At 57.0% G+C, this 25,327-nt stretch carries 27 protein-coding genes and 3 pseudogenes; 23 read left to right on the top strand and 7 right to left on the bottom strand.

Annotation, left to right across the window (positions count from 1 at the left end):
• Positions 1–2: 2 nt before the first annotated feature.
• Positions 3–289 (bottom strand): annotated as a pseudogene (locus LMTR13_RS42195) (cupin domain-containing protein).
• 207 nt (positions 290–496) lie between these two features.
• Between LMTR13_RS42195 and LMTR13_RS07995 the strand changes: the two are divergent.
• A complete protein-coding gene (locus tag LMTR13_RS07995; RefSeq protein ID WP_236843302.1) occupies positions 497–853 on the top strand; it encodes an amidase family protein in 357 nt (118 codons plus the stop codon).
• On the top strand, positions 850–1,014 hold the full coding sequence (locus LMTR13_RS42200; RefSeq protein ID WP_236843303.1) for an amidase family protein: 165 nt from the start codon (positions 850–852) through the stop codon (positions 1,012–1,014). The genes LMTR13_RS07995 and LMTR13_RS42200 overlap by 4 nt, the downstream gene beginning before the upstream one ends.
• 988 nt (positions 1,015–2,002) lie before the next feature.
• Here LMTR13_RS42200 and LMTR13_RS08000 read toward each other — a convergent pair.
• Positions 2,003–2,767, bottom strand: a complete 765-nt coding sequence (locus LMTR13_RS08000) for an enoyl-CoA hydratase/isomerase family protein (RefSeq protein WP_210184852.1) — start codon at positions 2,765–2,767, stop codon at positions 2,003–2,005.
• 511 nt (positions 2,768–3,278) lie between these two features.
• Between LMTR13_RS08000 and LMTR13_RS08005 the strand changes: the two genes are divergently transcribed.
• The 4 genes and pseudogenes from LMTR13_RS08005 to yfcF all read left to right on the top strand — a co-directional run bounded on the left by LMTR13_RS08005 (position 3,279) and on the right by yfcF (position 6,141).
• Positions 3,279–3,569 (top strand): cupin domain-containing protein, encoded by a 291-nt coding sequence (locus LMTR13_RS08005; RefSeq protein ID WP_065727422.1) that lies wholly within the window; start codon positions 3,279–3,281, stop codon positions 3,567–3,569.
• A 1,329-nt stretch (positions 3,570–4,898) separates the two neighbouring features.
• A pseudogene (locus tag LMTR13_RS08010) lies at positions 4,899–5,388 on the top strand (GNAT family N-acetyltransferase).
• 164 nt (positions 5,389–5,552) lie between these two features.
• Positions 5,553–5,690, top strand: a complete 138-nt coding sequence (locus LMTR13_RS43530; protein ID WP_210184853.1) for a hypothetical protein — start codon at positions 5,553–5,555, stop codon at positions 5,688–5,690.
• On the top strand, positions 5,680–6,141 hold the full coding sequence (gene yfcF, locus LMTR13_RS08015) for a glutathione transferase (RefSeq protein ID WP_210184854.1): 462 nt from the start codon (positions 5,680–5,682) through the stop codon (positions 6,139–6,141). The genes LMTR13_RS43530 and yfcF overlap by 11 nt, the downstream gene beginning before the upstream one ends.
• Positions 6,142–6,193: 52 nt before the next feature.
• Here the strand turns inward: yfcF and LMTR13_RS43535 are convergent, their stop codons facing one another.
• Complete coding sequence (locus LMTR13_RS43535; protein WP_418219758.1) at positions 6,194–6,559, bottom strand: PhzF family phenazine biosynthesis protein; 366 nt, start codon at positions 6,557–6,559, stop codon at positions 6,194–6,196.
• Entirely contained in the window at positions 6,469–7,035 is a 567-nt protein-coding gene (locus LMTR13_RS08020; RefSeq protein ID WP_197521033.1) for a PhzF family phenazine biosynthesis protein, read from the bottom strand. The genes LMTR13_RS43535 and LMTR13_RS08020 overlap by 91 nt, the downstream gene beginning before the upstream one ends.
• A 456-nt stretch (positions 7,036–7,491) precedes the next feature.
• On the opposite strand from LMTR13_RS08020, the gene LMTR13_RS08025 reads away from it, so the two are divergent.
• The 11 genes from LMTR13_RS08025 (at position 7,492) to LMTR13_RS08080 (ending at position 17,926) form a co-directional block, all read left to right on the top strand.
• Positions 7,492–8,388 carry an NAD(P)-dependent oxidoreductase gene (locus tag LMTR13_RS08025; protein WP_197521141.1) on the top strand — a complete coding sequence of 299 codons (897 nt, stop codon included), beginning with the start codon at positions 7,492–7,494 and terminating at the stop codon, positions 8,386–8,388.
• 28 nt (positions 8,389–8,416) lie between these two features.
• Positions 8,417–8,824 carry a (R)-mandelonitrile lyase gene (locus LMTR13_RS08030; RefSeq protein WP_065727424.1) on the top strand — a complete coding sequence of 136 codons (408 nt, stop codon included), beginning with the start codon at positions 8,417–8,419 and terminating at the stop codon, positions 8,822–8,824.
• Between the two features lie 183 nt (positions 8,825–9,007).
• Positions 9,008–9,892: a polysaccharide deacetylase family protein gene (locus LMTR13_RS08035; protein ID WP_065727425.1), complete on the top strand. Its 885-nt coding sequence runs from the start codon at positions 9,008–9,010 to the stop codon at positions 9,890–9,892.
• A 619-nt stretch (positions 9,893–10,511) separates the two neighbouring features.
• Entirely contained in the window at positions 10,512–11,387 is an 876-nt protein-coding gene (locus LMTR13_RS08045; protein ID WP_065727427.1) for an N-acyl homoserine lactonase family protein, read from the top strand.
• 5 nt (positions 11,388–11,392) lie between these two features.
• A complete protein-coding gene (locus tag LMTR13_RS08050; protein ID WP_083218861.1) occupies positions 11,393–12,007 on the top strand; it encodes an NIPSNAP family protein in 615 nt (204 codons plus the stop codon).
• A gap of 116 nt (positions 12,008–12,123) precedes the next feature.
• Complete coding sequence (locus LMTR13_RS08055) at positions 12,124–13,068, top strand: alpha/beta hydrolase family protein (protein WP_083218863.1); 945 nt, start codon at positions 12,124–12,126, stop codon at positions 13,066–13,068.
• A 247-nt stretch (positions 13,069–13,315) separates the two neighbouring features.
• Positions 13,316–14,290, top strand: a complete 975-nt coding sequence (locus LMTR13_RS08060) for a quinone oxidoreductase family protein (protein ID WP_065727429.1) — start codon at positions 13,316–13,318, stop codon at positions 14,288–14,290.
• 149 nt (positions 14,291–14,439) lie between these two features.
• Entirely contained in the window at positions 14,440–15,873 is a 1,434-nt protein-coding gene (locus tag LMTR13_RS08065; RefSeq protein ID WP_065727430.1) for an aldehyde dehydrogenase family protein, read from the top strand.
• Between the two features lie 53 nt (positions 15,874–15,926).
• The gene (locus tag LMTR13_RS08070; protein ID WP_065727431.1) at positions 15,927–16,352 is read left to right on the top strand and encodes a GlcG/HbpS family heme-binding protein; all 426 of its coding nucleotides are present in this window, start codon (positions 15,927–15,929) and stop codon (positions 16,350–16,352) included.
• Between the two features lie 251 nt (positions 16,353–16,603).
• Positions 16,604–17,164 (top strand): pyridoxamine 5'-phosphate oxidase family protein, encoded by a 561-nt coding sequence (locus LMTR13_RS08075; protein ID WP_065727432.1) that lies wholly within the window; start codon positions 16,604–16,606, stop codon positions 17,162–17,164.
• A gap of 114 nt (positions 17,165–17,278) precedes the next feature.
• Positions 17,279–17,926: a glutathione S-transferase family protein gene (locus LMTR13_RS08080; RefSeq protein ID WP_065732517.1), complete on the top strand. Its 648-nt coding sequence runs from the start codon at positions 17,279–17,281 to the stop codon at positions 17,924–17,926.
• A 119-nt stretch (positions 17,927–18,045) separates the two neighbouring features.
• Here LMTR13_RS08080 and LMTR13_RS08085 read toward each other — a convergent pair whose 3' ends face one another.
• The gene (locus LMTR13_RS08085; protein WP_197521034.1) at positions 18,046–19,020 is read right to left on the bottom strand and encodes a LysR family transcriptional regulator; all 975 of its coding nucleotides are present in this window, start codon (positions 19,018–19,020) and stop codon (positions 18,046–18,048) included.
• Between the two features lie 324 nt (positions 19,021–19,344).
• Here LMTR13_RS08085 and LMTR13_RS08090 point away from each other — a divergent pair, with 324 nt between their 5' ends.
• From LMTR13_RS08090 to LMTR13_RS42210, 3 genes and pseudogenes are all read left to right on the top strand, one after another.
• Entirely contained in the window at positions 19,345–19,722 is a 378-nt protein-coding gene (locus tag LMTR13_RS08090; RefSeq protein ID WP_065727433.1) for a hypothetical protein, read from the top strand.
• Positions 19,723–19,895: 173 nt separating this feature from the next.
• Positions 19,896–20,690 (top strand): DUF4865 family protein, encoded by a 795-nt coding sequence (locus tag LMTR13_RS43540; protein WP_065727434.1) that lies wholly within the window; start codon positions 19,896–19,898, stop codon positions 20,688–20,690.
• Between the two features lie 364 nt (positions 20,691–21,054).
• Positions 21,055–21,222: pseudogene (locus LMTR13_RS42210) on the top strand (HAD family phosphatase); the annotation flags it as partial.
• Positions 21,223–21,245: 23 nt separating this feature from the next.
• Here LMTR13_RS42210 and LMTR13_RS43545 read toward each other — a convergent pair.
• Entirely contained in the window at positions 21,246–21,620 is a 375-nt protein-coding gene (locus tag LMTR13_RS43545; RefSeq protein ID WP_418219785.1) for an HAD-IA family hydrolase, read from the bottom strand.
• Positions 21,538–21,846: a hypothetical protein gene (locus LMTR13_RS41545; RefSeq protein ID WP_197521202.1), complete on the bottom strand. Its 309-nt coding sequence runs from the start codon at positions 21,844–21,846 to the stop codon at positions 21,538–21,540. The genes LMTR13_RS43545 and LMTR13_RS41545 overlap by 83 nt, the downstream gene beginning before the upstream one ends.
• 363 nt (positions 21,847–22,209) lie before the next feature.
• Between LMTR13_RS41545 and LMTR13_RS08105 the strand changes: the two genes are divergently transcribed.
• The 3 genes from LMTR13_RS08105 to LMTR13_RS08115 all read left to right on the top strand — a co-directional run bounded on the left by LMTR13_RS08105 (position 22,210) and on the right by LMTR13_RS08115 (position 25,274).
• On the top strand, positions 22,210–22,503 hold the full coding sequence (locus LMTR13_RS08105) for a DUF1330 domain-containing protein (RefSeq protein WP_065732519.1): 294 nt from the start codon (positions 22,210–22,212) through the stop codon (positions 22,501–22,503).
• Between the two features lie 309 nt (positions 22,504–22,812).
• Complete coding sequence (locus tag LMTR13_RS08110; protein WP_065727436.1) at positions 22,813–23,904, top strand: TRAP transporter substrate-binding protein; 1,092 nt, start codon at positions 22,813–22,815, stop codon at positions 23,902–23,904.
• Positions 23,905–24,365: 461 nt separating this feature from the next.
• Entirely contained in the window at positions 24,366–25,274 is a 909-nt protein-coding gene (locus LMTR13_RS08115; RefSeq protein WP_065727437.1) for a LysR substrate-binding domain-containing protein, read from the top strand.
• Positions 25,275–25,327 lie beyond the last annotated feature (53 nt).

The raw sequence follows: 25,327 nt of genomic DNA on the forward strand, positions 1-25,327 counted from the left end.
GTTCACACCGACTCCTTGAGTTCGATCTCAAGGAAGACAATCTCGGATTCGGTCTCGTTTAACATCATGCTCGACCCCGCCCTTCGGAAGCAAGAATTGCCGAGACTAATGGACGCCTTCGAACGATCTCCGTCGGAAGAGAAGATGGTCATCTCACTCGTTGCCATTGGGACGATAACATAATCCATGTCGTGGACGTGACGGCCGGTAGCGGCGCCCGGCGCCAGTCGCCATTCGGTGACGCGAACTCTGAACTCTCCACCTGAATATCCGACCTTGCGAGAACCATTCCACTGCCTCCCGAGACAACATCGAGATCGATTCGATCGCCGACTATCGTTGATCGGACGAATTATGGATATCGTCGGTCAACGACGCAGGCAACATCGACAGTGAACGAAAGGTGCGATGACTTGAATACACTCATTGGTGTACCGGCTTGCAGCGTTCGGCCAAAACTGTACATCATCGCCGCCGTCGTGAGCAGGAGAATGCCTTGGTCAAATCGGAATGGAATTTTGGGAGCGCCGTCAAGTTGTCGGCCGCGCTCACGGCGAAGAAGGTTTCGTCGGTCGAGCTCACGCAGCACACTATCAATAGCATCGAGCAGCACGACGGCAAAGATCAATGCGATCTGCGTGCGCGATTTCGATCGAGCGCTTGCTGCCGCGCGCGAAGCGGATGCCATGCTCTGGCGCGGCGAGAAGAAGTTACATTGGGGCTGCCGCTGACGGTAAAGGAATCGTTCAACATCGCAGGCTTGCCCACGACCTGGGGCTACATCCCACAAAAGGCTTTCAAACCGGCGGAAGATGCGCTCGCGATTGCCCGCGTGAAGGAGGCCGGTGGGTGATCCTCGGCAAGACCAACGTGCCGGTGGGGCTCGCTGATTGGCAGAGCTATAACGACATCTACGGCACCACCAATAATCCATACGACCTAAAAAAACGCCCGGCGGCTCTTCGGGTGGCTCGGCGGCGGTGCTCGCCGGCGGAAACGATAAGATCGGCCTGAAGTGTAGCGGAAAGGCGTAGGTCCTTGCGTTGTCAGCAATTGAAACGCGTGGCGGGCTACGGCGTAATAGGGGAACAGCGAACAAACAGTGCCCATCTTCATCGGCCATGGCGCGCCAAATCTACGCCAATGCACGTTTGAACCCGCAGCGTTGCAGCGGTCTGAATCCTTACCGCAGGCTCGAAGCCGATTGCGACAATCGCTAGAAGCGATCCGGGACGGAGCGAGCAATGTTGATTGCCTCCGGATCCGCATGCCAGCGAGTATCGTTCCAAGCTGAAACAAGAGGGGTTGTCGACTGGTGCACCCCACGGAGCCATTGTCTGGCTGAGCAACGCCAGGACCGCCACATGTAGCGGCGCGAGTCCCGCGCCCTGTAACATCGTGATCGCGGCAACCTAGCCGACGCCATAGCCCGTTAGGGCTTCCATGAAGGGGCAATCAGGAAGCAGGCGTCAAAGCAACGCGCGCGTTGCATACCCGGCGAGTGTATTAGTTCCGGGAGTCCGGTTTCGCGCGCCGCAACCGCTTCGCGGAAGAACGGGCCGCCGCCGAGGATGATAAGCCCGACGAGCGCTGCGAGCCACCCTCGCATGCGGCGCGCAACGCCTCAGTGGCATCGAGCGGTCTTGGCGCCACCGAAAACGTGATGGAGACCGTGAGAATTGTCCCACCAAGCCGGCCCCAATCGGACTAAGAAATCCCAGAACAATCGACACCAGCACCACGGCGCTGGGCATTGACCATGCTAGATATTCCATGTGGACCGCGCTTTCTGGTAGCGTTCGGTCTTTCCCTATCAGTCAGAAAGGGAAACTGATCCGGAAGATCCAAAAGTACCTGTCGATTGCTCGGTTAAGTACTGCTGAAATTGACAAATGCATCCCAATGGTCCTGTTACGGCGCGTCCGCCACGATCAATGCAGAAAAGCGCAAAGTGCTGCTACTGCCTCTACAAGCGCTGAGACCGGTTGGAAGCAGGCCATGGCTAGAATCGAGGCCGACGCTTTTCGATAAAGGCGGCTATGCCTTCTCTTCCTTCGGGTGATGCCGCCGCGCGAGAGATTTCGTGTCCTTCGAGTTCCATTTGTTCCTCAAGCCCGTTTTGCAAGGAGCAGAACAGCAACCGTTTGACCGCCGACTGTGCATGCCGTGGTCCTTGTACCAAGGACCGGCAAACGGCGAGTGCCTCGTCGTTGAGCTTTTCATCGGGGACTGCAAGCGCGATCAATCCCCATTGCGCAGCCTCCTGGGCCGAAAGGGTACGATTCAAGAGCATCAGCTCCTGCGCTTTTCGAATACCCACGAGGCGTGGCAGAAAATATGTTGAACTGCCGTCGGGACTCAATCCAGCGGAAGTATAGGCCATCGTAAACTTGGCGGACTCAGCCGCAACAACATAGTCGCCGGTCAGACAAAGGCTAAAGCCGCCGCCGGCCGCCATTCCGTTTACCGCGATTACCAAAGGTGCGTCCATGCGCGCAAAAATCGAGATTGCCTTATGCAGTTGATCCGCAAGTTCCTTCAGCTGGACCTCAGCTTGATCTCCCATGCTCGAGAACAGCGTCAAGTCACCTCCGACACAGAACATCTTTCCGTTTGCGGTCAGCAAGACGACCCGAACGCTCTTGTCGCTGTCGCAAATGCGCGCAATCCGCACGATTTCGTTCACAAGTGCTGCGTTGATGGCGTTGCCGACCTCAGGTCGATTGAGGGTAACGTGAGCTATCGAGTCTTCGATGCGGAACTCCACGGGGAATGGCCTGTTCATTAATACCACCGACTGAATTAATTCTGTTGTGCCCTGTGAAAACTAAAACGTGCCGATCAGTGCTCTCGGTTCCGCGTGCTGCACATGGAGTTGGCAACCAGTGTCGCGAAACGGACCTCCTTGCGACTAGATCGCCAGCTGACCGATGGAAGGCGCGCAGCCCGCCGCCTCGTTCAACTAGTAACAATCCATGGGTTTGAAAATCCGGATAGCGTTGAAGTAAAACATCAATGAATCGGAATTGGATGGTCGCGATGGGGATCCTCGCACGGCCTTTCGGTATTACGCCGTGCGGTGGTCAATTCGACACCAGAGTTCGAAATATGTGAAGCGTCAGTTCAAAAAAATCGGCTTATCCAGTCCCGAGAACATTGTTAGCCATGCCTGCGTCGCTCTCCAGGTCCGAGTTGGCAAGCGATATGAACTTGAAGGGAACTTCCTTCCCGCATCGCATGGGCGGCATTCTAGAATCCTGCGACTAGGAGATATTCAAATGCATCCCGCCAGGGCCGACATTCAGGTCGATACCCCCGAAGTTCGCGTGACTGAGTGGCGGCTGGTTCCTGGTAGCTCGACCGGTCGCCACGTGCACGAGATGGACTACGTCATCGTGCCAATCACCACCAGTGAGATGACCGTTTTCGCTGCTAACGGCGAACGCTCGCGGGCAAGAATCGACGCCGGCAAATCCTACTTTCGGAAGGCCGGGGTCGATCACGATGTGCATAACGAAACGACTTCGGAAATTGTGTTTCTTGAGATCGAGCTGAAGGATCAAGGGTGATCTCTTGTGTGAGGAGAGACCCCTCTCCGCGGGGACGTCACGGCGGATAATAGTGCGGTTGCGACGCATCTGATTGAGGAAACGGATCGGTTCACGATCTCTACGGTCGCGGAAGAAGTGCTGGACGTCGACCGCTGCGACCCCGGGTGCGAGCGCCCAGCGAAAAGAGAAACTAATGAAATCTCGGGACATCCTGGTTGCACTGCTGGTGGTAATCATCCTTGGGGGCAATTTCGTGCGATCAAGATCGGCGTTCGGGAAATTCCGCCATTGCTTTTGACTGGCCTCCGCTTCCTGTGTGCTGCCGTTCCTGCGATCGTCTTCGTGAAACCTCCCAAGGTAGCGGCTAAATTCGTGGTTGCTTTCGGGTTCATGCTCGGAGTTGTGCAATTCGGACTGCTATTTACGGCCATCCATCTTGGAATGCCTGCAGGACTATCTTCAGTGGTCATGCAGCTCCAGGTGGACAGATCTTCTCAGTCGGTATCCGGCCGCAACTGTTACTCCCTTCGCTCTGCTGGTGCCGGTTGCTGGAATAGCCAGTACGCGATTTCTGCTTGGGGAGCCGATGACTGTTGTGGAGATCGGTGGTTGCGCGATTGTGATGGCCGGCCTGGCCGTCAACGTCTGGGGAACGTCAGTTCAGGCACGGCGCAGTCGCGAGAGTGTCCGGGTAACCCGGTGAACGGCGGAGTGCCGCTTCTGTGGCCGCTTGGCTGCATCCGACAATTGGGGCGACGGTCGATGAAGATTGGACCGATGGTCATCAGCGTGGCGACGATGGCGAGCCCTGCGGGCGGACAGGTCGTTCAGTAGTCAGGGCTGAACGGCGGTTGCGATATCCAAAAGAGGAACTTCTGAAAAACTCGTTTCAGGAATGCATGGCAAGCGATTAGCTTTGCGGCGTGAGCTTGCGGTAGGCCGGGTAGCGAAGGGGAGTTGTCGAAATTCCAGGAAAGTCATCTCGATCACGCCGGTCCTCATATTTTCGTTCTGGCCTGAGTTGGATTAGGAAGAAGTGTCGTGAATATAGCCGGAGGCGCCGGGCTCGCGAATCGGTGGGGGTTAATCTACGCTTGATGAATGATATTGGACTGCCCTCCGACGAAGTAGCGAGACGAATCGCGATACTGGATCACCAGCTGAGGACCATGTTCTGGTGACTGGCACGGCGACGCGTCGGCACTGGCATCGCTGCAGAGAGTGGCGGATGAGTTGTCTTTTCGGCTGCATATCTAAAGCGCGGTTCAGCGTACTGATATATAATCATCCGGGGTTTTTGGTGGCGGCCTCGGTTAAGGATCGATTGGGCATCGTCGAGAAAGAATTATGCAGATTAGAGACGCAGTTGAAACTGACCTGCGGCAGATCCTCGTCATACATAATGAAGTGATCGCGAATTCAACCGCAATCTATGCTGAGGACCCTGTGTCCTACGAAGACCGCCGCGACTGGTTCAATCTTCGAAAGAGACCCAATCCTTGTTGCGGAAGATAGCTCCGGAGTGACCGGGTATTGTTCATTCGGTGAATTTAGGGCGTGGCCATGCTACAGACATACGATTGAGCATTCCGTTCATGTCAGGGCTGACTGCAGGGGGCAGCGGATTGGTCGTCAGCTCATGGGCGAACTTATTGCCCGGGCAACGAGCTTGGGCAAGCATGTTCTGGTGGGTGGGATTGATGCGGAGAACGTTGCCAGCCGGGCTCTCCACGCACGGCTGGGATTTGAGGAAGTGGCCCATTTCAAGCAGGTAGGGCGCAAATTCGGCAGATGGCTTGATTCGGTCTTTACGCAGAAGATGCTTGAGGACAGATGAGATTGCTGCGTCGATCCCAACGCTACCTGAAGGGAACGTCCTAAGTTCGGCATCCTGCAGCTCCGCGATGAAGCTCAAGGGAATTAGCAATGATGTGTGCCCGAGTTGGATTAATGGCGCCATGTTTCTCTATGTAGATTCTGAGTTTACGTCTCTCATATGCCATGTCTGCGTTCGTCGCTCTCGTTGAGAAGGGCATTTCGTTTGAAATACGGGCCATAGATCTCCGGACGAGAGCGAACAATACGCCCGAGTATGCAAGGCTATCTCTTACGCGACGGGTTCCCACTCTTGGACGGTGAATTTGCCCTGTCGGAATCATCCGCGATCGCGGAGTATCTGGACGACGTTTATCCTGATCCGCCGATATTTCCTGTGGAATCGACGTTGCGCGCGAGAGCGCGTCAGCTTCAGGCGTGGCTGCGGAGCGATTTCATGCCGATCCGTCAGGAGCGGCCCACGTCGAGCATCTTCTATCAGCAGAGTATCGCTCCTCTGTCGAGCGACGCAGCCATTTCTGTCGAGAAGTTCTGTTCAGCGGCTGCTGAATGGCTCAGCCATGGAGGCGAGTACCTTTATGGCCGCTGGTCAATTGCCGATGGTGATCTGGCGCTGATGCTGAACCGATTGATATTGAACGGTGATGATGTTCCAGATCGTCTGGCGCATTATGCAAGCGCGCAGTGGAGGCGACCGTCTGTTCAGCAATGGGTCCGGAAGGAACGGCCGGCCTTCCCGGAAGCTGAGTCGTAGCTGGATCAGGGCCGGTTATGGTGGCCTTTGCTAAAGTCGGGAGCCGGACACGCTATAGCGTGAGTGTTCCCTCAATGAGGTGGCAAACGTTGCCTCCGACCCAGACGGTGTTGCTGGGTTCATGATAGCGCAGGAAGACGCGGCCCTGACGGCCAATGCAAGTACCTTGGGCCACGACCACGGGCTTGGTCCATTGACCCGTGCTGTACATCCAGCAGCCAATGGCCGCGTTGAGCGATCCCGTGATTGGGTCTTCCAGCATGCCACTGGACGGGCTGAGCATCCGCACTTCGAATTGTGTCTCGTATCCGATCGGTGTCGGGCCGATCAGGCCGATGCCAAGGAATGCGGGTAGCGGGTGCGAGAGGAATCGGCAGCCAGGACGTCTGCGGCGCTTTTGAGTTGGAGCACTTGCCATACCGGCCCATTCGAAAGCTGGGCCACACGTACGACTCGCTCGGGAATGATCCAAAGAGCCTCCGTGATTGCACGAAGCCGTTCAGTTGGCAGCGGCTCGATTTTCGTCGGTGGCGCAGCAAAAGCCGGAACTTCCCCGCTGACGTCGATCGTCACCAGCCCGACGCCACATTCCTGAACGACGGCGCCCGAAGATCGAGGCTTCCCTCCTGACCTTAGCCAAGCCGCGCAACTGCCTAAAGTGGGGTGCCCCGCAAAGAGCATTTCCCGCGCCGGCGTAAATATTCGCACCTTGTAATCGGCTGCCGGAGTCGTCGGCGGGAGGAGAAACGCGGTCTCAGCCAAATTGGTCCAGGCGGCGAACTCCTGCATCTGCCGGGCGTCCAACTCCTCGGCATCAAGAATGACCGCAAGGCCATTGCCCTTGGTTGGCGTTGAGGTGAATACGTCGCATTGGATAAATCGGCGCTTTTGCATGCGCTACCTTCTACAACAGGATGATAGGATGTCGGGACAAGGCAAGGGCGCCATCGACCGGATTGATCATGTCGCAATGCCGACACCTACGCAAAGCCAATACCTTTCATATCCGATGCGGCCATCGGGCAAATGGCTTGTGCCTGGCGCTTGAGCGGCAACCCGCACGCATCGAGAATTCCATATCAGAGCGCGACCGTATATTTGATTATCGCGAAGTCTGACTTCACAAGTATCCATTTTTGAATGTCGCGCCGAGGCGATAGTGTCCACCCGCAGGAAGAAGCCGGATCCTGCCAGATGAAGTCGGGACTGGAGGCTGAGTCCGGATTGCGCTCGGTTCGCGGACAATCCCCGATGGCGGGGGTGGTTGTGCCAACGGCAGCAAAACGGCTTCCGACGTTCACGCGCGGGACGAGGGTGACCGCAAGCATATCAAACGAGTAGTTGACGATGATGAGTGATCGCGAAATTCCCGTCGGCTTTATCGGCTTGGGTGCCATGGGCGAGCCAATGGCCCTGAATCTAATCAGGGCCGGTACACCTTTGGTTGTCTGGAACCGATCGCGCGAAAAGTGCGAAAAGGTAGCCCGGGCGGGGGCGAAAGTTGCGCAAGGACCCGAAGAGGTCCTGGCGCTTTGTGCAACCACCATCATGATGCTTGTCGATGGACCGGCCATTGATGCGATCCTGCGCAGAGGCGAGGAGGGCTTTGCCCGTTCCGTTCGAGGGCGGCTCATAGTCAATATGGCAACGACCGAGCCGGTGTATTCAAAAGGACTGCAAAGAGATATCCTGGCTGCCGGCGGCCGCTATGTCGAGGCGCCTGTTTCTGGCTCTCGCAAGCCCGCCGAGTCGGGACAGCTCGTGGCAATGCTTGCGGGCAGTCCGCATGACCTGGAAATTGTCCGTCAACTCCTCGTGCCATTGTGTCGGAGCGCCATTGTGTGCGGAGCGGTGCCGAGCGCACTCCAGATGAAGCTTGCGGTAAATCTGTTTTTGACCGCAGTGGTGGCTGGTCTGGCTGAATCCGTTCACTTTGCGAGTAGTCACAAACTGGATCTCTCCATCCTGGTCGAGGTCCTGGACGCGAGCCCGCTGGCGAGCGATGTCTCGCGTGTGAAGGTCGAAAAAATGGTTTCCCGTGACTTTTCAGTGCAAGCATCGATCGCCAACGTCCTGAGTAATGTGGGCCTCATTGTGGAAGCTGCGCGCAAAAGAGGAATAGCTTCGCCGATTCTGGATACCTGTCATGGGTTGTTTCGCGAGACGAACGAACTCGGCCTTGGTCACGATGACATGGCTGCCGTAATTCGCGCGATCGAGCGACGCACCACAACGCTCCAGCAATAATTCAACCATCAAACGTGGAACGCTAGCTATGGATATCTTTCCTGTCGGATCACGGCAGTCACGCCTTGGCGAAATTGATAACTTTACGGGGACGGTGTGGCGCGAACAGATCGTTGCCGCGCCGGAACCGGCAAGGGTCCGTGCGGGCTTTGCTCGCTTTGAGCCGCGAGCACGCACCGCGTGGCATACTCATCCGCTTGGCCAGACGTTGTGCATCCTGTCGGGAGTAGGAAGAGTGCAGGCGTGGGGGCAGAAAGGGCGGCTGGTACGAGCAGGGGACGTCATTTGGATACCCCCAAACGAAAAGCACTGGCACGGCGCGCATTCAACGAACACGATGACGTACATCGCGATTCAGGAGAGCAATGTTGATGATGTGCATGTGAGTTGGCTGGAGCACGTGACGGACGAACAGTACGATGGCGCGGTGGACTGACAAAGGGGCAGAGCCGAGACATTTACAGTCTAGCTTCGAGGATAATGTTTCGCGCATGAAAAGTAAAAGTTCAAAACTTTGTAATATTCGAAGTGTTCCCGTCGATGTAAACCCGACGCGAAATACGGTGTGGAAGCCCCGCGCAAGTCGTGTGGGACGCCCGCCGCTTGCTTGGGGAAGCCGATGCCAAAGAATATTCAATGTACTTTCAGCGTTGATCTCGACGCGGTCGCGGGCTTTCTAGGTTCGTGGGGCGGAGGCGACTCTCTCTACGACATGCAGCGGGGAATTTTTGCGGGAGAGGTCGGTACGCCTCGCGTCCTCAGGCTTCTTGAGAAGTACAACATTAAAGCAACGTGGTTTATCCCGGGGCACTCGATCGAAACGTTCATGGACCAGACGAGGTCCGTTGCGCAAATGGGTCACGAGATCGGAGCCCACGGCTATTCGCACGAGCCGCCGACGAAGCTCACGCGAACTCAGGAAGAGGATATCCTGAAGCGGTCAATCGAACTGATCGAGGACGTGAGCGGGAAGCGGCCAAGTGGCTATTCCGCTCCGTGGTGGGAGCCGTCGATTCACACGTTTGATCTGCTGCTCGAGCATGGATTCAAATACGGTCACACTCAGGCTTACCATGACTTTCTGCCGTTTTACGCAAGGGTGGGAGAGGCCTGGACCAAGGTGGACTATTCAAAGCCGGCGGCGCAGTGGATGAAGCCGCTAGTCCACGGGAAAGAGGTTGATCTCGTCGAGATCCCGACGAACTGGTATATCGACGATCTTCCTCCCCTGATGTTTATCAAGCAGGCGCCCAACAGCGGCGGATGGTTCAATCCACGTGACATCGAGGAGATGTGGCGGGATCAATTCGACTGGGTCTATCGCGAGATGGATTATGCCGTGTTCCCCATCACCATCCATCCGGATGTCGCGGGACGACCGCAGGTCCTCCTGATGCTCGAAAGATTGATCTCGCACATCAGCGCACACGAGGGGGTGCGCTGGATGACCATGGATGAAGTCAACAATGATTTTCGGCGCCGGCATCCGTTCAAATCCGGCTAGATATTCGTCCGGAAACGAAGCGCAGTGTGCCTGTGAGCCATCGCTGCTCTCTCCACGGCGGACCTATGTGTCGGAGGCGATATTCGGGGTGTGTGCATCGAAGCGCGATCGGCGGTGATGAATGCGGTCCGACCTGGTAATTCCCGGCGCCGAACTCGATGATGTTGTCGTCTCCTATGGGTTGGGAATGGCATCGCCGTTCGAGGATTTGCGTCAAGTTGCAACGCAGCTCGCCGGAGTGTTGCTCTTGGCGACGGCTGGAAGCAGGGCCGCGGCATGGGGACACCCGATGCTGCGCCTGGCAGAAGACATGCATCAAGGCGCAATGGAGCGGATACGGTCCGCAACCGTTCCGCGGGGAGCCGCGCACCACCACTATCATTTGGTGAAGGCGGGGTCGCTGATCGGAGACGCTTTGAGGTCGTGCAAGGCGGCTCGGGTCCTGGCTGCCGACGTGGATCCTGCGCTCTCGTCCTTGAGAGACGGGTGGGAGCAACTGAGATTGACCGCGGCTGCACTGCCTGGGTTTGAGGTCATCGCGTTTGATCGGGCGTGCTGCGCCGAGCACGTTCGGATGGCGTAGCCGCTTGTTGTCGTCGGCGTCAAATAGGTCGTTCGAATGAAGAATTACTCAATTTGGATTCTCGAGTATGGCTTTACGTCCAAATTTCCGCGCGGGATCACGTTGCACGGCGCCTTCGACGAAAGCGTTCGCTTTTCCTACGGTTACGCGTTGATCAAAGGCAACGGAATCGTGGCGATGGTCGATGTCGGATTCGACAACGTCGCATACGGCAAGGAGCTGAATGACCGGTTTGGTATCGAGAACTGGCACTCCCCGGGCGTGGTATTGAACAGCTGCGGCGTGACGCCGGAGGACGTAACCCACGTCTTTGTTACTCATGCTCATTTCGACCATTTCGGAGGGGCCGACCATTTCCCAAACGCAAAATTCTTCATTCAAGAGAGGGAATTGTCCAAATGGGTGTGGGCAATGTCGCTCGATCGAAAGCTTCGTTGGTTAACAGCCGCCATAGACCCGGCTGATATCATGCGCGCGATCAGGCTGGCGCGAGAGGGGCGTCTGGTCTGCGTGGAGGGCGTCATGGAAGACGTGCTGCCCGGGATTGACCTGTTTCCGGCGCACGATACCCACACTCCGGGGAGCCAGTACATTCTGGTGCGGAACGACGGCAAGAAGCAGTCGTCGGACGCGTGGGTTTTGGCTGGCGACCTGGTCTACTGCTTCGAGAACCTCACAGGCACTGATCCGAACGATCGTAGCTACGTACCGATTGGGTTGGCGTCCGGGAGCCAGACCAATTTGCTGCTCACCACGCACGAGATGCTGGCTCATGTGGGAGGCGAAGCAGAGCGCGTAATACCGGTTCACGAGGCGCGACTAAAGGACGTCTTTCCATCGCGTCTGAGCGATCGCGGTCTTCGTATTGTCGAAGTCACTCTTGGTGACCAGCAAATCAGTCGAGTCGGATAGCAGAAATGATTTATGAGTTTCGTACGTATTCCCTTCGTCCTGGGACGTTGCCGGAGTTTCTAAAGCTGTTTGGTGACGCGTTGCCGAAGCGGGAACGGTTCTCGAGATTGGCGGCGTTCTGGTACACGGACATCGGTCCGCTCAACGAAGTGATCCATGTCTGGCCCTATGAGAATGCGTCGGAGCGCTCAAGGATTCGAGCCGATGCAGTCAAAGACGGAAGTTGGCCTCCTGCGACGGGTGAGCTCATTCGTTCGATGAAGGCAGAAATATTCGAGGCGATGCCGGGCTCGCCGCCATTCATTCCATCGGATCGCGGTCCATTCTTCGAAATGTCGACGCATGTGCTTAAGCCGTTCACCCTCCCAAAGATGATACGGCACTGGAACGAATATCTCTCGGGGCGAGACCAGCCGCAGGCCCTGACGGGGGTGTTCGCGTCGGATGTGGGTGATCTCAATCGATGGGTTCACATCTGGGCCTACCGCAGGTTGGAAGAGCGCACGGCTATCAGAAGCGATCCAATCGTGAATCCGGGGCAGCCCTGGAAGGAAGGCGAAGTCATTCTCGAGGAAGAAACCAAAATACTGTTCCCGGCGCCATTCTCGCCAATTCGCTGAACAGGCTGGCAAATGCGGAAACTACCCCAATTGCGGACTATGAGCGGCAGCCAACGGGGCGGCGTGCGGGAGGCGGCTGCGCGCCTCGCGCGGCAAGATCAACAAAGGCGAGTCCGATGAAGCCGTCTGTCCACGCGATCTCGCCGGAAATGTTTACTGTTGAAGCCGTCGATGGACAACAGATAAGGGGTTACATCTGGCGCGATACCCGTGTCTCGAAGGCGCGATCTCGTCCGGTCGTGGTAATCAATTCGGCCACTTCCGTGCTATGCCAATACTATTCGCGATTTGCCGAGTTTCTTGCCGCGAACGACCATGATGTTTTGGTCTATGACTACCGCGGAATAGGTCTTTCCCGGCCGCGCTCGCTCCGTGGATTTGAAGCGTCCTGGCTCGATTGGGGGTGCCGGGATTTCGAGGCGGTCCTGCAATTCGTCCAAAAATCGTTTCCGGACCAGCCGATTTTTGTTGTTGCTCATAGCGTGGGAGGATTCCTGCTGGGGCTTGCAGGGTCGAACGGCCTGGTAAGTCGAGTCGTGACGGTGGGCGCGCAATACGCCTATTGGCGCGACTATGCGCCCAGCGCAAAGCTGAAGATGATCCTCAAATGGCACGTCCTTATGCCGGTTATTACATTGCTGTTTGGGTATTTCCCCGGAAAGCGGCTTGGCTGGCTGGAGGATACTCCAAAGGGAGTCGTGCGCGACTGGGTCTTTAGCCAACGAAGATTCGAGGATTTGTGGCGCGGAGGTATCGGTGCGCGTTATCCCGACAAGGAGAGTCTGGTGCGCCGGTTCACGCAAATTCGAGCACCAATGCTGGCCATTGGCGTCGACGATGATGAGTTCGCCACGCCTCGGGCGGTCGAACGGTTGTTGGCTTATTTCATCAACTGTCCGACGAAACACCTGCGGATTTCTCCTCGAGAGACCGGTGAGGCCGTCGTGGGCCATTTCGGCTTCTTCAACCGCCGGTTCGCAAAAACGCTCTGGCCAATCGCGTTGCGCTGGCTGACGAACGAAGACGTGTTGGATCGCAAGGACGCTGAAAGCAATTCCTGAAGATCCGCCGCCTCGGTTGGTACAACCTGGCTCAGTCTTGTTCGCGCGATCGAGACTCCACGCTTCAGTATCATTGAAGCCATAGTTCATAACTATTCGATATTCGAAACTATAAACGATCGCTAGATCTCTTCTAGAAACCTTACGGGAAGGCCTGCGGGCTGCAGAACCGGCGTGGTCACGCGCTGAGTTTCGGCGTTTCGAAGGTCGTACCGTTTCGACTGTCCAAGCAAGCGAGGAGCTATTCATGACCAAAGCCATTCTGATCGAGAGGACCGGCGGACCGGAGGTCCTGCAGTGGAAAGAAACGCCAGTGGGAGATCTTGGAGAGGGACAGGTCCGTGTTCGCCAGACCGCAATCGGCTTGAACTATATCGATACCTATCAGCGTTCCGGCCTCTATCCGGTTCCGTTGCCAGGCGGTATCGGCCTGGAGGCCGCCGGCGTCGTCGATGCGGTAGGACCGGGGGTCGGCAATTTCAAGGTTGGCGACCGCGTTGCCTATGCCGGTGGACCGGCCGGCTCATATGCCGAGCAAAGGGTCATGCCGGCGGCGCCGCTGGTCAAGCTGCCGGATAACATCTCCGATCAGCAGGCGGCTGCCATGATGTTGAAGGGCATGACCGTCCAGTATTTGATCCGTCGAACCTACCCGGTGAAGGCCGGCGAAACGGTGCTATTTCACGCCGCAGCGGGTGGCGTCGGGCTTATCGCATGCCAATGGCTTAAGGCGCTCGGCGCGACGGTCATCGGCACGGTGAGCAGTGAGGAAAAAGCCGCTCTGGCCCAGGCAAATGGCTGCACGCATACAATTGTCTACCGGAAAGAGAATTTCGCAAATCGTGTCCGCGAACTGACGGGCGGAGCCGGTGTGCCGGTCGTGTACGATTCGGTAGGCAAGGATACGTGGGAGGATTCGCTGTCCTGCCTGCAGCCGATGGGATTGATGGTGAGCTTCGGCAACACCTCTGGCCCGGTGGCTCCGGTCAATATTGGCCAGCTTGCGGCTAAAGGCTCGCTTTTTGTCACGCGGCCCGCCCTCGCAACCTACACGGCCAAGCCACAGGATCTCCAGGCCACTGCGCGGGACCTGTTCGAAATTCTTTCCGGCGGGCACGTCAAAGCCAAAGTATCGCAGACCTATGCCCTCAAGGATGCCGCGCAAGCGCATTACGATCTTGAAGGCAGCAAGACGGTAGGCTCGACGATCCTGCTACCGTAACGCGATCCCGTAGCCGAAGTGGATTCGGTCCTCCATCCTCGGTGATGCAACCGTCGTTATGGCCGTGGTGTCGATCCGTTCATCGGCAGCCGGCGCAAGTTCGCCGGCTGCAAGGATGAATCGTCCCTAAATGTGTTGGGCTGCTAGCTATGACAAAGTGTTATCCAAATCTGATTGACGGTGAGTGGCTTGACGGCGAAGCCGCGCCCAACATCAATCCGTCCGATGTCAACGACGTGATCGCGGAGTATGCGCGTGCCACCAAGGCAGACACGGCCGCTGCGATCGATGCCGCAGACCAGGCATTCGCCGGGTGGTCGCGATCCGATCCGATCCAGCGTCACTCCGTGCTGCGAAAGGCGGCCGATGAAATCCGGCAGCGCAAGGAAGATCTCGGCCGACTGCTGTCCAGAGAAGAGGGTAAGACACTGGCAGAAGGCATCGGGGAAACGACCCGTGCAGCCCAGATTTTCGACTATTTCGCCGGCGAAGCGCTGAGGCTGACAGGTGAGATCGTGCCGAGTGTGCGACATGGCGTTAATGTTGAAGTTACACGCGAGGCAGTCGGTGTGGTGGGTCTGATCACGCCATGGAACTTCCCAATGGCTATCCCGGCCTGGAAGATCGCCCCGGCGCTGTGCCATGGCAACACTGTCGTATTCAAGCCGGCCGATCTGGTGCCGGGATCCGCCTGGGCGTTGGTGGATATACTCCACCGTGCAGGATTGCCGAAGGGCGTGCTCAATCTCGTCATGGGACGGGGATCCGTCGTCGGCCAGACCATTCTGGATAGTGCCAAGGTCAGAGCTGTTACGTTCACCGGATCGACCGGGACAGGAAAGCGGGTTGCCGAAGCATCGATAGCGCACATGCGCAAGTTTCAGCTCGAGATGGGGGGCAAGAATCCTCTGGTCGTCCTCGACGATGCCGATCTCAACACAGCTGTTGACTGCGCCGTTAACGGCGCGTTCTTCTCGACAGGTCAGCGATGCACCGCTTCATCGCGTCTGATCGTCACGGCCGAAATTCATGACAAATTCGTCGCCGCGCTAACGAGCCGGTTGAAGGTCCTTGTCGTGGATAACGCCCTGAAGGAGGGAACGCAAATCGGACCTGTCGTCGATGAAAGTCAGCTTCTGCAAGACCAGAAATTCATTGCTATTGGCCAGCAGGAGGGAGCCAGGCTCGCGTTTGGCGGCGAGAGGGTCAGCCGCCAGACCCCGGGGTTCTACCTGCAGCCCGCCTTGTTTGTGGAGGCGACCAATGACATGCGGATTTCCCGCGAAGAGATCTTCGGTCCCGTTGCGTCGGTCATTCGCGTTGGAGACTACGAAGAAGCCCTGGACGTAGCCAACGATACGCCGTTTGGGCTTTCGTCTGGCATCTGCACGACCAATCTGAAATACGCGACCCACTTCAAGCGCAACGCAGAGGCGGGGATGGTGATGGTGAATTTGCCGACAGCCGGAGTTGACTTCCACGTGCCGTTTGGAGGCCGCAAAGGATCTTCTTACGGACCGCGCGAGCAGGGCAGATACGCCGCGGAATTCTACACGACGGTCAAGACGGCCTATGTCGGCTGATATGGGACGACCATATCGAGCGACAGCCGTCCGATACCAAATGAGGTGAGAGCATGTTTGGCCCAACGCTTGCCGAAGCAAACCGTATTATTGCAACTGCCTTCGAGTGCGCAACCCGACTTGATCTGAAGCCGATTAGCGTCGCGGTACTTGATCCCGGCGGACACCTCATCGCTTTTCAACGCCAGGATGATGCATCGATGCTCCGGTTCGAGATCGCGCTAGGTAAGGCGTACGGTGCGCTGGCGATCGGCGTTAGCTCGCGCGAGGTTGAAAAAATCGCCGTCGCGAGACCTCATTTGATGCTGGGCTTGTCCGGCGTATCAGGCGGAAAGATTGTCCCTGTGTCCGGTGGAGTGTTGATGCGCAGCAACAATCAGGTGGTCGGCGCGGTCGGGGTCACGGGCGATACGTCTGACAATGATGAAGCCTGCGCGGTGGCTGGAATCGAGAGCATAGGGTTCGCAGCGCAGCGGTAGAAAGGTAACCGTTCGGTCCGCTGAGGTCCGTAGGATGGAGCATCGAGGCCAGCGCCTTGCGCACGATCCGTTTTGCTGCCCGCGACTGTACGGCTTTCCGAAAGCGAGACTTCCAATCTATTCAATACCCGGATTCGACGCCATTTGATACGATGGCCTGCTGAACGTGGATACTTGATGCGGCGATCGGATAGTTCGATCGAGCCCTGGTCCTCCGTCAGAATCCGGCAAACCTACCAGGGAGACCGGCAATGAGTACCCCGACCTTGCGCCGCGCTGAAAGATTGATGGACGGCGAGCGAGCCGTGGCGTTCGTGAAAAGCGCGCATACTGGCCGGCTCGCCACAGTCAGTGAGGACGGTTATCCGTATTGCATTCCCCTGCTGTTCGTATGGATGGATGAGGCACTCTATCTTCATGGCACCAACGCTGTCGGCCATCTCCGGCAGAACATCAATCACAGCGCAAAGGCCTGCTTTGAATTGGATGAGACGGGAGAGGTCTTTGATTATGGCCGCTTTGAGTGTGACTCCGGGATTGCATATCGAAGCGTGCTGATCTTTGGCAAAATCGAGCTGGTCTCTGATCTGGACAAGAAGCAGGCCTTTTGCGAGGCGTTGATGGCGAAGTACGGGAAGCCGGACACGACTCGTCCGAAAAACTTATTTCCGAGAATTGACTGGATCTCTGTCTATCGGCTGGACGTCGAGCGCATCAGCGGCAAGGAACAAATGTTGCCTCCTCTGCAGGAGCAATGGCCCGCCCAGGATCGTACGAAGACGCCAGATGCCGACTGGAAGAAAAGCATTTAAGTGATGCCTAGCAACGCCGGGTATGGGAACGACGCGGCCCGCCTCATGAAAACCGTGTGCCAGGATACGGTCGGGGCTACCGGGCGGGCATTGCGGTGGTCGGGCGAGGGTCCAATGAAGCTATTCTTTGCATTGAAGACAATTTCGCTCGCATCTCAAATTGCGTTGGAGGAGGCCGGAGCCGATTATGAGGTCATACCGGTTGATCTCCAGGCAGGGGAACAGAGGTCAGAAAAGCATCTGGCTCTCAATCCGCTGGGGCGCGTTCCGGTTTTGGTCGTGGCTGGAAAGAGTCTGACGGAAACACCTGCCATCCTGTCCTACATTTCTCGCAGATTCCCGGAGTCTCAGCTTCATCCCGAAGCTGAGATGGATATCGCCCGCATGGAGTCATTTAACAGCTATTTGTGTTCGACTGTGCACATTGCTCACTCGCACAGAATGCGCGGATATCGCTGGGCGGATGACGTCGCCGCAATTGAGTCCATGCGAAAAAAGGTGCCGCAAACCATGTCCGAATGCTTTGGCTTGATCGAACGAAATCTGTTCAGCGGTCCATGGGTGTTAGGCTCCCGCTATTCCTTAAGCGACCCTTATCTCTTTACCATGGCTAGCTGGCTCGAAGGCGATGGAGTAGATATTAGGAAATTTCCTTTGATCCAGGACCATTATCAGCGAATGTCGGAAAGGCCGGCTGTCAAGCGAGCGATCGCCAAAGCTGACGCAGCATTGGGCGCCGCGGCTCGCGACGCTCAGCTCTGACATGCGACGCCCGCCTTCCCAATGAGATCCTCTTGAGGAAGTTGATGGAATAGGCTCGGAGTTCCGACGAATATGTACATCTCTTTGGGTAGCGACCGGAGTGCGTGACCCGGTCGTTTCTATCGTCCGGTCGAATTGCCAAGCCCGCTAATGATCTGCTGCTGAAGGATGTCACGAAAGGCTGACGCGGCCGGAGATAGCTGGTCCGCCGTCAACAATCTCAACTCGATCTTGGGTGCTCGTGGCAGATCCAGCTTGCTGCCGACTTCCTGAATGCCGCTTGGTACTCTGTGAGCGGTCCGTAACGTGACAGTGGGAGTGGAGCGCAAGGTTGCCCAGACGCCAGGCAAGCTCGGCGTGGTGAGCGCCAGGCGCCACTTGACGCGCTTGCGTTCGAGCACCTGGAGACATGCTTGGCGAAAAAGGCAGGGATGATCGAACAAGACGAGAGGAAGAGGGCCGTTCGGCATCAGTTCGGCAAATCGCTTTCCCGCAAGCCAAACCATGGGGAGGGAGGCAATTCTTGTCCCGTTTGCTTCGCCATCCGCTGGACAGAAGGCGAGAGCCAAGTCGAGGCGGCCGGCACGAACTTCCTCGTCAAGGGCATAGTTGCGACCGGCGCGCACCTCGATATGCACGCCCGGACGCTCGCGTGAGAACTGCAGGAGTGCACCGGGCATCACGTCCTCAAAGAAGTCCTGCGGCAGACCAACGCGGACCGCAGCAGCGTCTGCCGTTGCTCCGAGCGAAACAGCGGCTTCATCGTTCAGCGAGATAATCCTGCGGGCGTAGGCCAGCAAGGCATCTCCGGCCTCGGTCGGCGTCAGCCCGCGTCCGTTTCTGCGAAATAGCGTCTTCCCGGCCTGTTCCTCCAGCTTCTTCAGTTGCATGCTGATTGCCGATTGCGAACGTCCCAGCTGGGCCGCCGCACGTGCGAAGCTCCCCAACTCGGTGCCGACACACATTGTCCGCAAAGCATCCATGTCAAAGGTAGGTCGCATCTTTCGATATCCTAATGAAACCAGCTGATCGATTTGATATACCAAACTGTCGCCAATGACCAGCTTCGGACCTGTGTCAACGAACTGGCGCATCGAATCCCATCCGTGCGTCAACGGTGGAAAACAAATGAAGAATCGGGGGGTTAAACAGACCCTTCCGATTTTACGTAACGTGAGTTCAAAAGTTTGAAATCATTCCGGTGCGGGCTGCCGTTGTAGAGACGAAGCGGTTGAGTGGTACGAAGTGCGATCGAGGGTGCGGGCTGACGTCCGTCGTGCATCGAAGAATCTCAGTTCACGCACGGCGTCAATGACCAACGCAGCAGCTTGCAAAAGGTGATCATGCACCGCGAGCGATGCACGAGCCATAGAGTTGGTGTTCAATTCCGATAATAAAGGGCAGCAAAGAAGTCAGATATGACCGAAAGCATTATCGTACGCGTCGTGAATCAATATATGGCGGCTTGGAATACCGCTGATGCCGGTATTCGCAACGGACTGCTTCGCGACTGTTGGAGTGAGCGCGGGAATTATATTGATCCAACTGTAGTGCTCGCCGGCCGCGACGCTCTCGCGATGCATATCGCACAGGTCCAGTCGCGCCGCCCTGGTGCAAAACTCGAATTTATGAGCGGTGTCGATGTTCATCACAACGTCGTGCGTTTTCTTTGGCGTTTGGTGCGTGCCGATGGCACGGCTGGCGAAACCTCGATCGATTTTGGCGAAATAGGCTCAGATCTGAAGCTCACCAAGATTGTCGGCTTCTTTGGTGCGGTTCCGATGCTTCCCAAATAGGCGAGTTCTGAAATCGTCCTGCAGTCGAGTCTGCAATCGTTCTCTCAGCGCCTTGGAAAGGTGACCAGCGCTGGAGAGGACCAATGGAGAACGGGGAGCGTGTCTCCATGTATATCTATCGAGGAAAGCTGAAATGATAATCGCGCACTACCACCACAGGCTCCCCGCCAATTATGGCATTGAACTCGTTCGCTCCCGTGCGGAGGAAAGAGGGGGTTCTGTGGGATGCGGCCCCCGACCTATATTTCAAAGGGTTTCTGCTGCGCGAGAAGGGAAATATGGTGTCATCGCAAACAGCTGTTCTTCGCTCTACCTGTGGAGGCATGATAAAGCGTTCCGTGATTTCCTCAAGGGACGTTACAAGAATTGTAACGGACAGCTTTGGGCGGGCGGCGATACAGAACTTGATCGCTCTGGACGCCGTGAAAGGCAGCTCTTCCGAGGCACGCTTCGTCTACAAAGAGGAACTGGATATCCCTCCGGATGACCATTTAGGGGTCGCGTTCGCGAGGGAGGTTGAGCGCAATCGGGAGACTGCTGCGAGCGCCGCTACGATTGCTGCAGTGATCGGCATTGATACGGAGCGCTGGAGGTTTGTCCAAATCCAGCTCTCAGGGGATGAGCCGGCTGGGAAGTTTCAAGGGTTAGCCTATGAACTGTTGTATTTGGCGCAACCGTTGCTCGGCTCCCTTCCGGAGACCCCAAGCCATGAGCTGCCGGCTTGTGGCAGGTCGCATATACCGGATGCCGACCCATTTCGGGCCGGCGCCGGGTCCCAGGCAACTGCCGCCGGGAATTATTACCTACAGCGAGCGAAGCCCTCGTCGACTGTCGTTGCGGCCAGCTTCTTAACTGATGCCAGATCGCTGGAGCAACATCTTCCGGAGGATTTCGTACAAGGGACGCTAATGCTGAAGTACATCCCCCGGACCCGGGATTGGGGGCGAGGCCGAAACTGTGTCAAGTGACGTTCACGCCGGTTGCCGACCCAGATCGGACTATCGAACGTCACCAGGTTGGCTATGGATCGGTAAAGTTCAATCCGGCGAACTGGTCGGAACTGCCGACCATGTATCATGTGGTGAAGCAGCGTTGCCGATGATTGAGCCGCGGGGCGGATCCGTTACTGCCTCGCGAGTTGGAAAACCGTACATCGATCAGCAGGTGTTGCGATAATGAGCCGGCATGATTGTGGTCATCGTACTCCGGTGAAACTGCCTGACGTTTCAAGAGTGTCATCCGATTCTCCTGCCTTCGCGTCGGCCTGATGGCTGGCCAATCCCTCGCATATCCACCGTTGCCCGCCCGGGCTGATTTTCGTAAACGAGCCCGATGACCCAACCCCACCTCTCGCCCGGCGGCGCCGCCGCACTCTTGTTTGATCTCGGCCGCGTCATGCTCGAGATCGACTTCAGCAAAGACTGCTGCGCCGGTCACGCCGGCTGCACGCCTGCCGACATCGTCGCGCGTTTTGTCCGCGGCGAGATCTACCAGCATCATTACGTTCCGATCGATTCATCATCTCAACTATGCGAGCAAGATGGGGGATGCTTTCGACCTGATGATGGTCGCTGGAAGCGGTCTTGTAATCGCAAACATGAACCGTACCATACCCAAGCGCGCGCGGCCTCGAGGTTTCCCACGCGATCGTCGGCGAAGAGAATGCGATCGGCAGAAATTCCAAGCTGAGCGCATAGTGCGCGATAGATCTCGGGATTCGGCTTGCGCGATTTGAGGTCGCCGCTGATGAACCAGTGCGAAATCCAGCGGTTCAGGCCGTGTCGATCCCTCAGCTTGACCGACCACTCGCTGACGTCATTCGAGAGACAGCACGTCAGTTGGAATCGTGATTGGGCCGCCAGTCCCCGGCGAAAGTCGATGGCTTGCCAGATACTCATCTTCAAGAGCTGGATCGACCTGTACGGCAGTCCAGAATTCCCTCGAGGTGAGCACGCCCAGGCTGGCCTGCATATAGGCAGCCCTAATAGAGGCCGCATCAACGACCCCGGCCTTCGACCTGACAAACGGAACCAGCAGTTCGGCGACGTCGTCGCGGGCGGCGTACAGGACTCCCATGGCGTCCAGGACGAGTACGTCAAATTGGTTGAGAGCTTGTCCCGCCATTCCAGCCTTCATGGGACGCGAACCAGGTTGCGGCGCGAAAGGAAGCGTCCGGTCCAGGTGATCGTAAGATCCCCGCTTCAAAAGCTTAATCCATATGACAATTCCGAATAGTTCATTGGGATGAAGTCAGGCTTCCGAAAATCGGAAGGTGTAGCGCGTCGTGCAGCCGCGGTCAGGCCCGATTCCGGTGGCCGAAGCCGGAACACGGATGTCCTGCCAGCAAGACAAGGCAGCCGGGCGTGAGGAAGATTCACCGTCGATGACGCACTATTCATCCAGTGTGATCGCGCCCATCGGATAATGCGTATCGGGCAGAGCGATGCTCGCAACAGCGCTGCGCCAAATTATCAATGGAGAGTGGTCGTGCCCAAAGCTTACTGGATTGCTCGCGTTTCAATCCGCGACAAACAGCGTTATCCGGAATATCTGGCGGCGGCGAATGTCGCTTTCAAAAAGTACGATGCCCGTTTCGTTGTACGCGGCGGACCATTTGAGACAATGGAGGGAAGCTCCTGCGAACGAAACGTTGTGGTCGAATTCAGGGATCGTCCCGCAGCGATAGCCTGCTATCAGAGCCCGGAGTACCAGAAGGCTCTGGCTATTCGTCAGCTGCATGCAGATGCGGATCTCATCATTATTGAGGGCGTCGCTGATTGAATCTCGATGTCGGCAGATAGATGAATTTGATTCAGTACTCTTGGGATCAAATTCATTTGCCGTGGATGCTAACTACGTGCAGATGTTGAAGCGAACGGAAGCTGTGCTGCGAGGTCGATTTCGAAGGGGGCGAGCCATTGCGTGGCAGCCCAAGCTGCTTCTCACCGGCCTCAGGCGCAAAGGTCTGCGCAGGTTATGACGTCCTCGGGGCGTCTATCACCCAAGAGCTTTCGACAAAACTTTCGCGACGGTGATCGTTCGATTTCGAGATCTGGCAGCTTGCAAGTGAAAATATCCAGGGGAAAAACCATGAAGCGACGTGACTTGCTGAAGATGACTGCTGCAGGGGTGGCGACTGCAGGCGTGGCGTCTCCCGCCATAGCGCAGTCGCTTCCGGAGCTCCGATGGCGTCTTACGACGAGCTTTCCAAAATCCCTGGACACGCTTTACGGTGCGGCGGACTATTTTTCCCGCCAGGTTGTCGAGATGACGGAAGGACGCTTCCACATCCAAGTGTTCGCTCCGGGCGAACTCGTGCCCGGGCTGCAAGCGCTCGACGCCACGTCCAACAATACGGTGGAGATGAGTCATTCGGCCGCCTACTACTACGTCGGGAAGGACCCTACTTTTGCAATCTATACAGCCGTCCCGTTCGGCTTGAATACGCGCCAGCAGAATTCCTGGCTCTATCATGGCGGAGGCAATGAGCTGGCAAATGAGTTTTTTGCAAAGTTCGGCGTTATTGCGCATCCCTGCGGCAATACTGGAACCCAGATGGGCGGTTGGTTCCGTAGGGAAATAAAAACAGTTGAGGATCTATCGGGTTTGAAGATGCGTATTGGCGGCCTCGCGGGACAAGTGCTGGCGAAGCTCGGTGTTGTCCCGCAGCAATTGGCTGGCGGCGATGTCTATCCCGCGCTCGAAAAGGGCACAATCGACGCCGCCGAATGGGTCGGTCCCCACGACGATGAGAAGCTCGGTTTCAATCGCGTTGCCAAGTACTACTACTATCCCGGCTTCTGGGAGGGATCGTCAACCATTCACCTGTTCACGAACCTGGAAAAGTGGAACTCTCTTCCCAAAACCTACCAGGCGATCCTTGCGAATGCTGCGGCAAACACGAATTCGTGGATGTCGGCTCGCTACGATCTGCAAAATCCGCTGGCAATCAAACGCCTCGTGGCCCAGGGCGCTCAGTTGAAGCCGTTTTCCACTGAAGTTCTCGATGCGTGCTTCAAGGCGACAAACGAACTATGGAATGAGCTATCCGCCAGCAATTCAGATTTCAAGAAAACGATCGAAGCGATGCAAGCCTATCGTTCGGACCAGAATCTGTGGTGGCAGGTCGCGGAATATACATTCGATAGCTTCATGGTTCGATCGCGGCTGCGTAGCCGATAGGTTGGAGCTGCGTCCGCCGGAACGACCTTGATTCCAGCTGCGCAGGAATCGCCAATATTGCGAGCGTCCCATATGGAGAGCGCAGACGGTGAGCCGCGGTCTGCGTGCTACCTCTCGCGGGCTGGCATCGGGCCTTCGAAACCGATTGCGGCAAGTCCTCGAGAGAAGCCGGGAATGAGCGGACCGTGGCGGCCTTGCCGGACCTTACATGCCGTCCCTGGTCAACTATCTTTCGATTATCTCAACAATTACTTCAAAACTTTCTGATAAGCAGATTGATCGGCCGTTGCTATGTTTCCCATCCGGGGCGGCTGCAGTGTCTGCGCGTCGGAATCGGACGGGAAGACCGCGAACTCTTGCCAGAGGTCGACGGTACAGGCGCCACGTCGCGTCGGTATGGCTTTTCCGGCTAAAGCACGCTGAGAGGCTATGCAGCCGCTGCTGCAAGGGTGTCGTCATCAATGCCAATTGTCCTGCCTCCATTGCCGGCGCTGCGCCAGTTTGAAGCGGCGGCGCGGTACCAAAGTTTTGTGAGAGCAGCACAAGAACTTGGCCAGACGGCGAGCGCGGTAAGTCACGGTATAAGTTCGCTCGAAAAATGGTTGGGAGCTCCGCTGTTTCAGAGAACCGTGCGGGGGGTGAGCCTGACATCGGCAGGTACGCAATTCCTGCCGTATGTCATTGACGGCCTCTCCACGATCGCGCTTGGCGCTCATCGCCTGCCTGGTCGGCGCCTGGAGAAACGGGTGGTGCTGAGCACGACGCCGACATTTGCGCAGCGATTCCTGATCCCAAGGTTATCGAGGTTCCGAAAGCTGTATCCGGCAATTCGTCTCAACATCGATACCTCTCCCAGGCAGATGCTCCTTCCCCTGGACGGCGTTGACTTGTCGGTACGTACCGGCCGGGGAAACTGGCAAACCAGTCGGGCCGAACTGCTGTTTAGCGAGCGGCTACTGCCGGTCACTTCCAGCGAGTATCTTTCCAAGCTGAAGAGAACAGGGGTCGTCGACTGGTCATCGAGCACGTTGCTGCGGCTTTCTTCGGTAGAACAGGATTGGAACGCCTGGGCCGAGTGTTCGAGGATCGAATTGAACGCCGGGGACGAGATGTATTTTGACACGATGCAGCTCGCTTGCGAGGCGGCAGCTGCCGGATTGGGGGTCGCTATCGGCAGGCTTCCGCTGATCCAATCGGAATTGGTCAGCAATCGGCTCGTTCCTGTCGTCGAGCCGGCGGTCAAGATCGAGTCCGGATACTGGCTCGTGAGTGCACAGGGAAAGGAGCCGCGAACCGCCGTCACTACGTTTCGGAACTGGCTCATGGAGGAAACGGTAGGCCTCCGCAGGAACAGATTGACCCCCGACTAGCGAGCCGGGCTGAATTTTATCTCGATGTGAAACAGCGCCAGCGGATAGCTGAT

Origin of the sequence: Bradyrhizobium icense, from assembly GCF_001693385.1 — a bacterium.
Taxonomy (GTDB): Bacteria; Pseudomonadota; Alphaproteobacteria; order Rhizobiales; family Xanthobacteraceae; genus Bradyrhizobium; species Bradyrhizobium icense.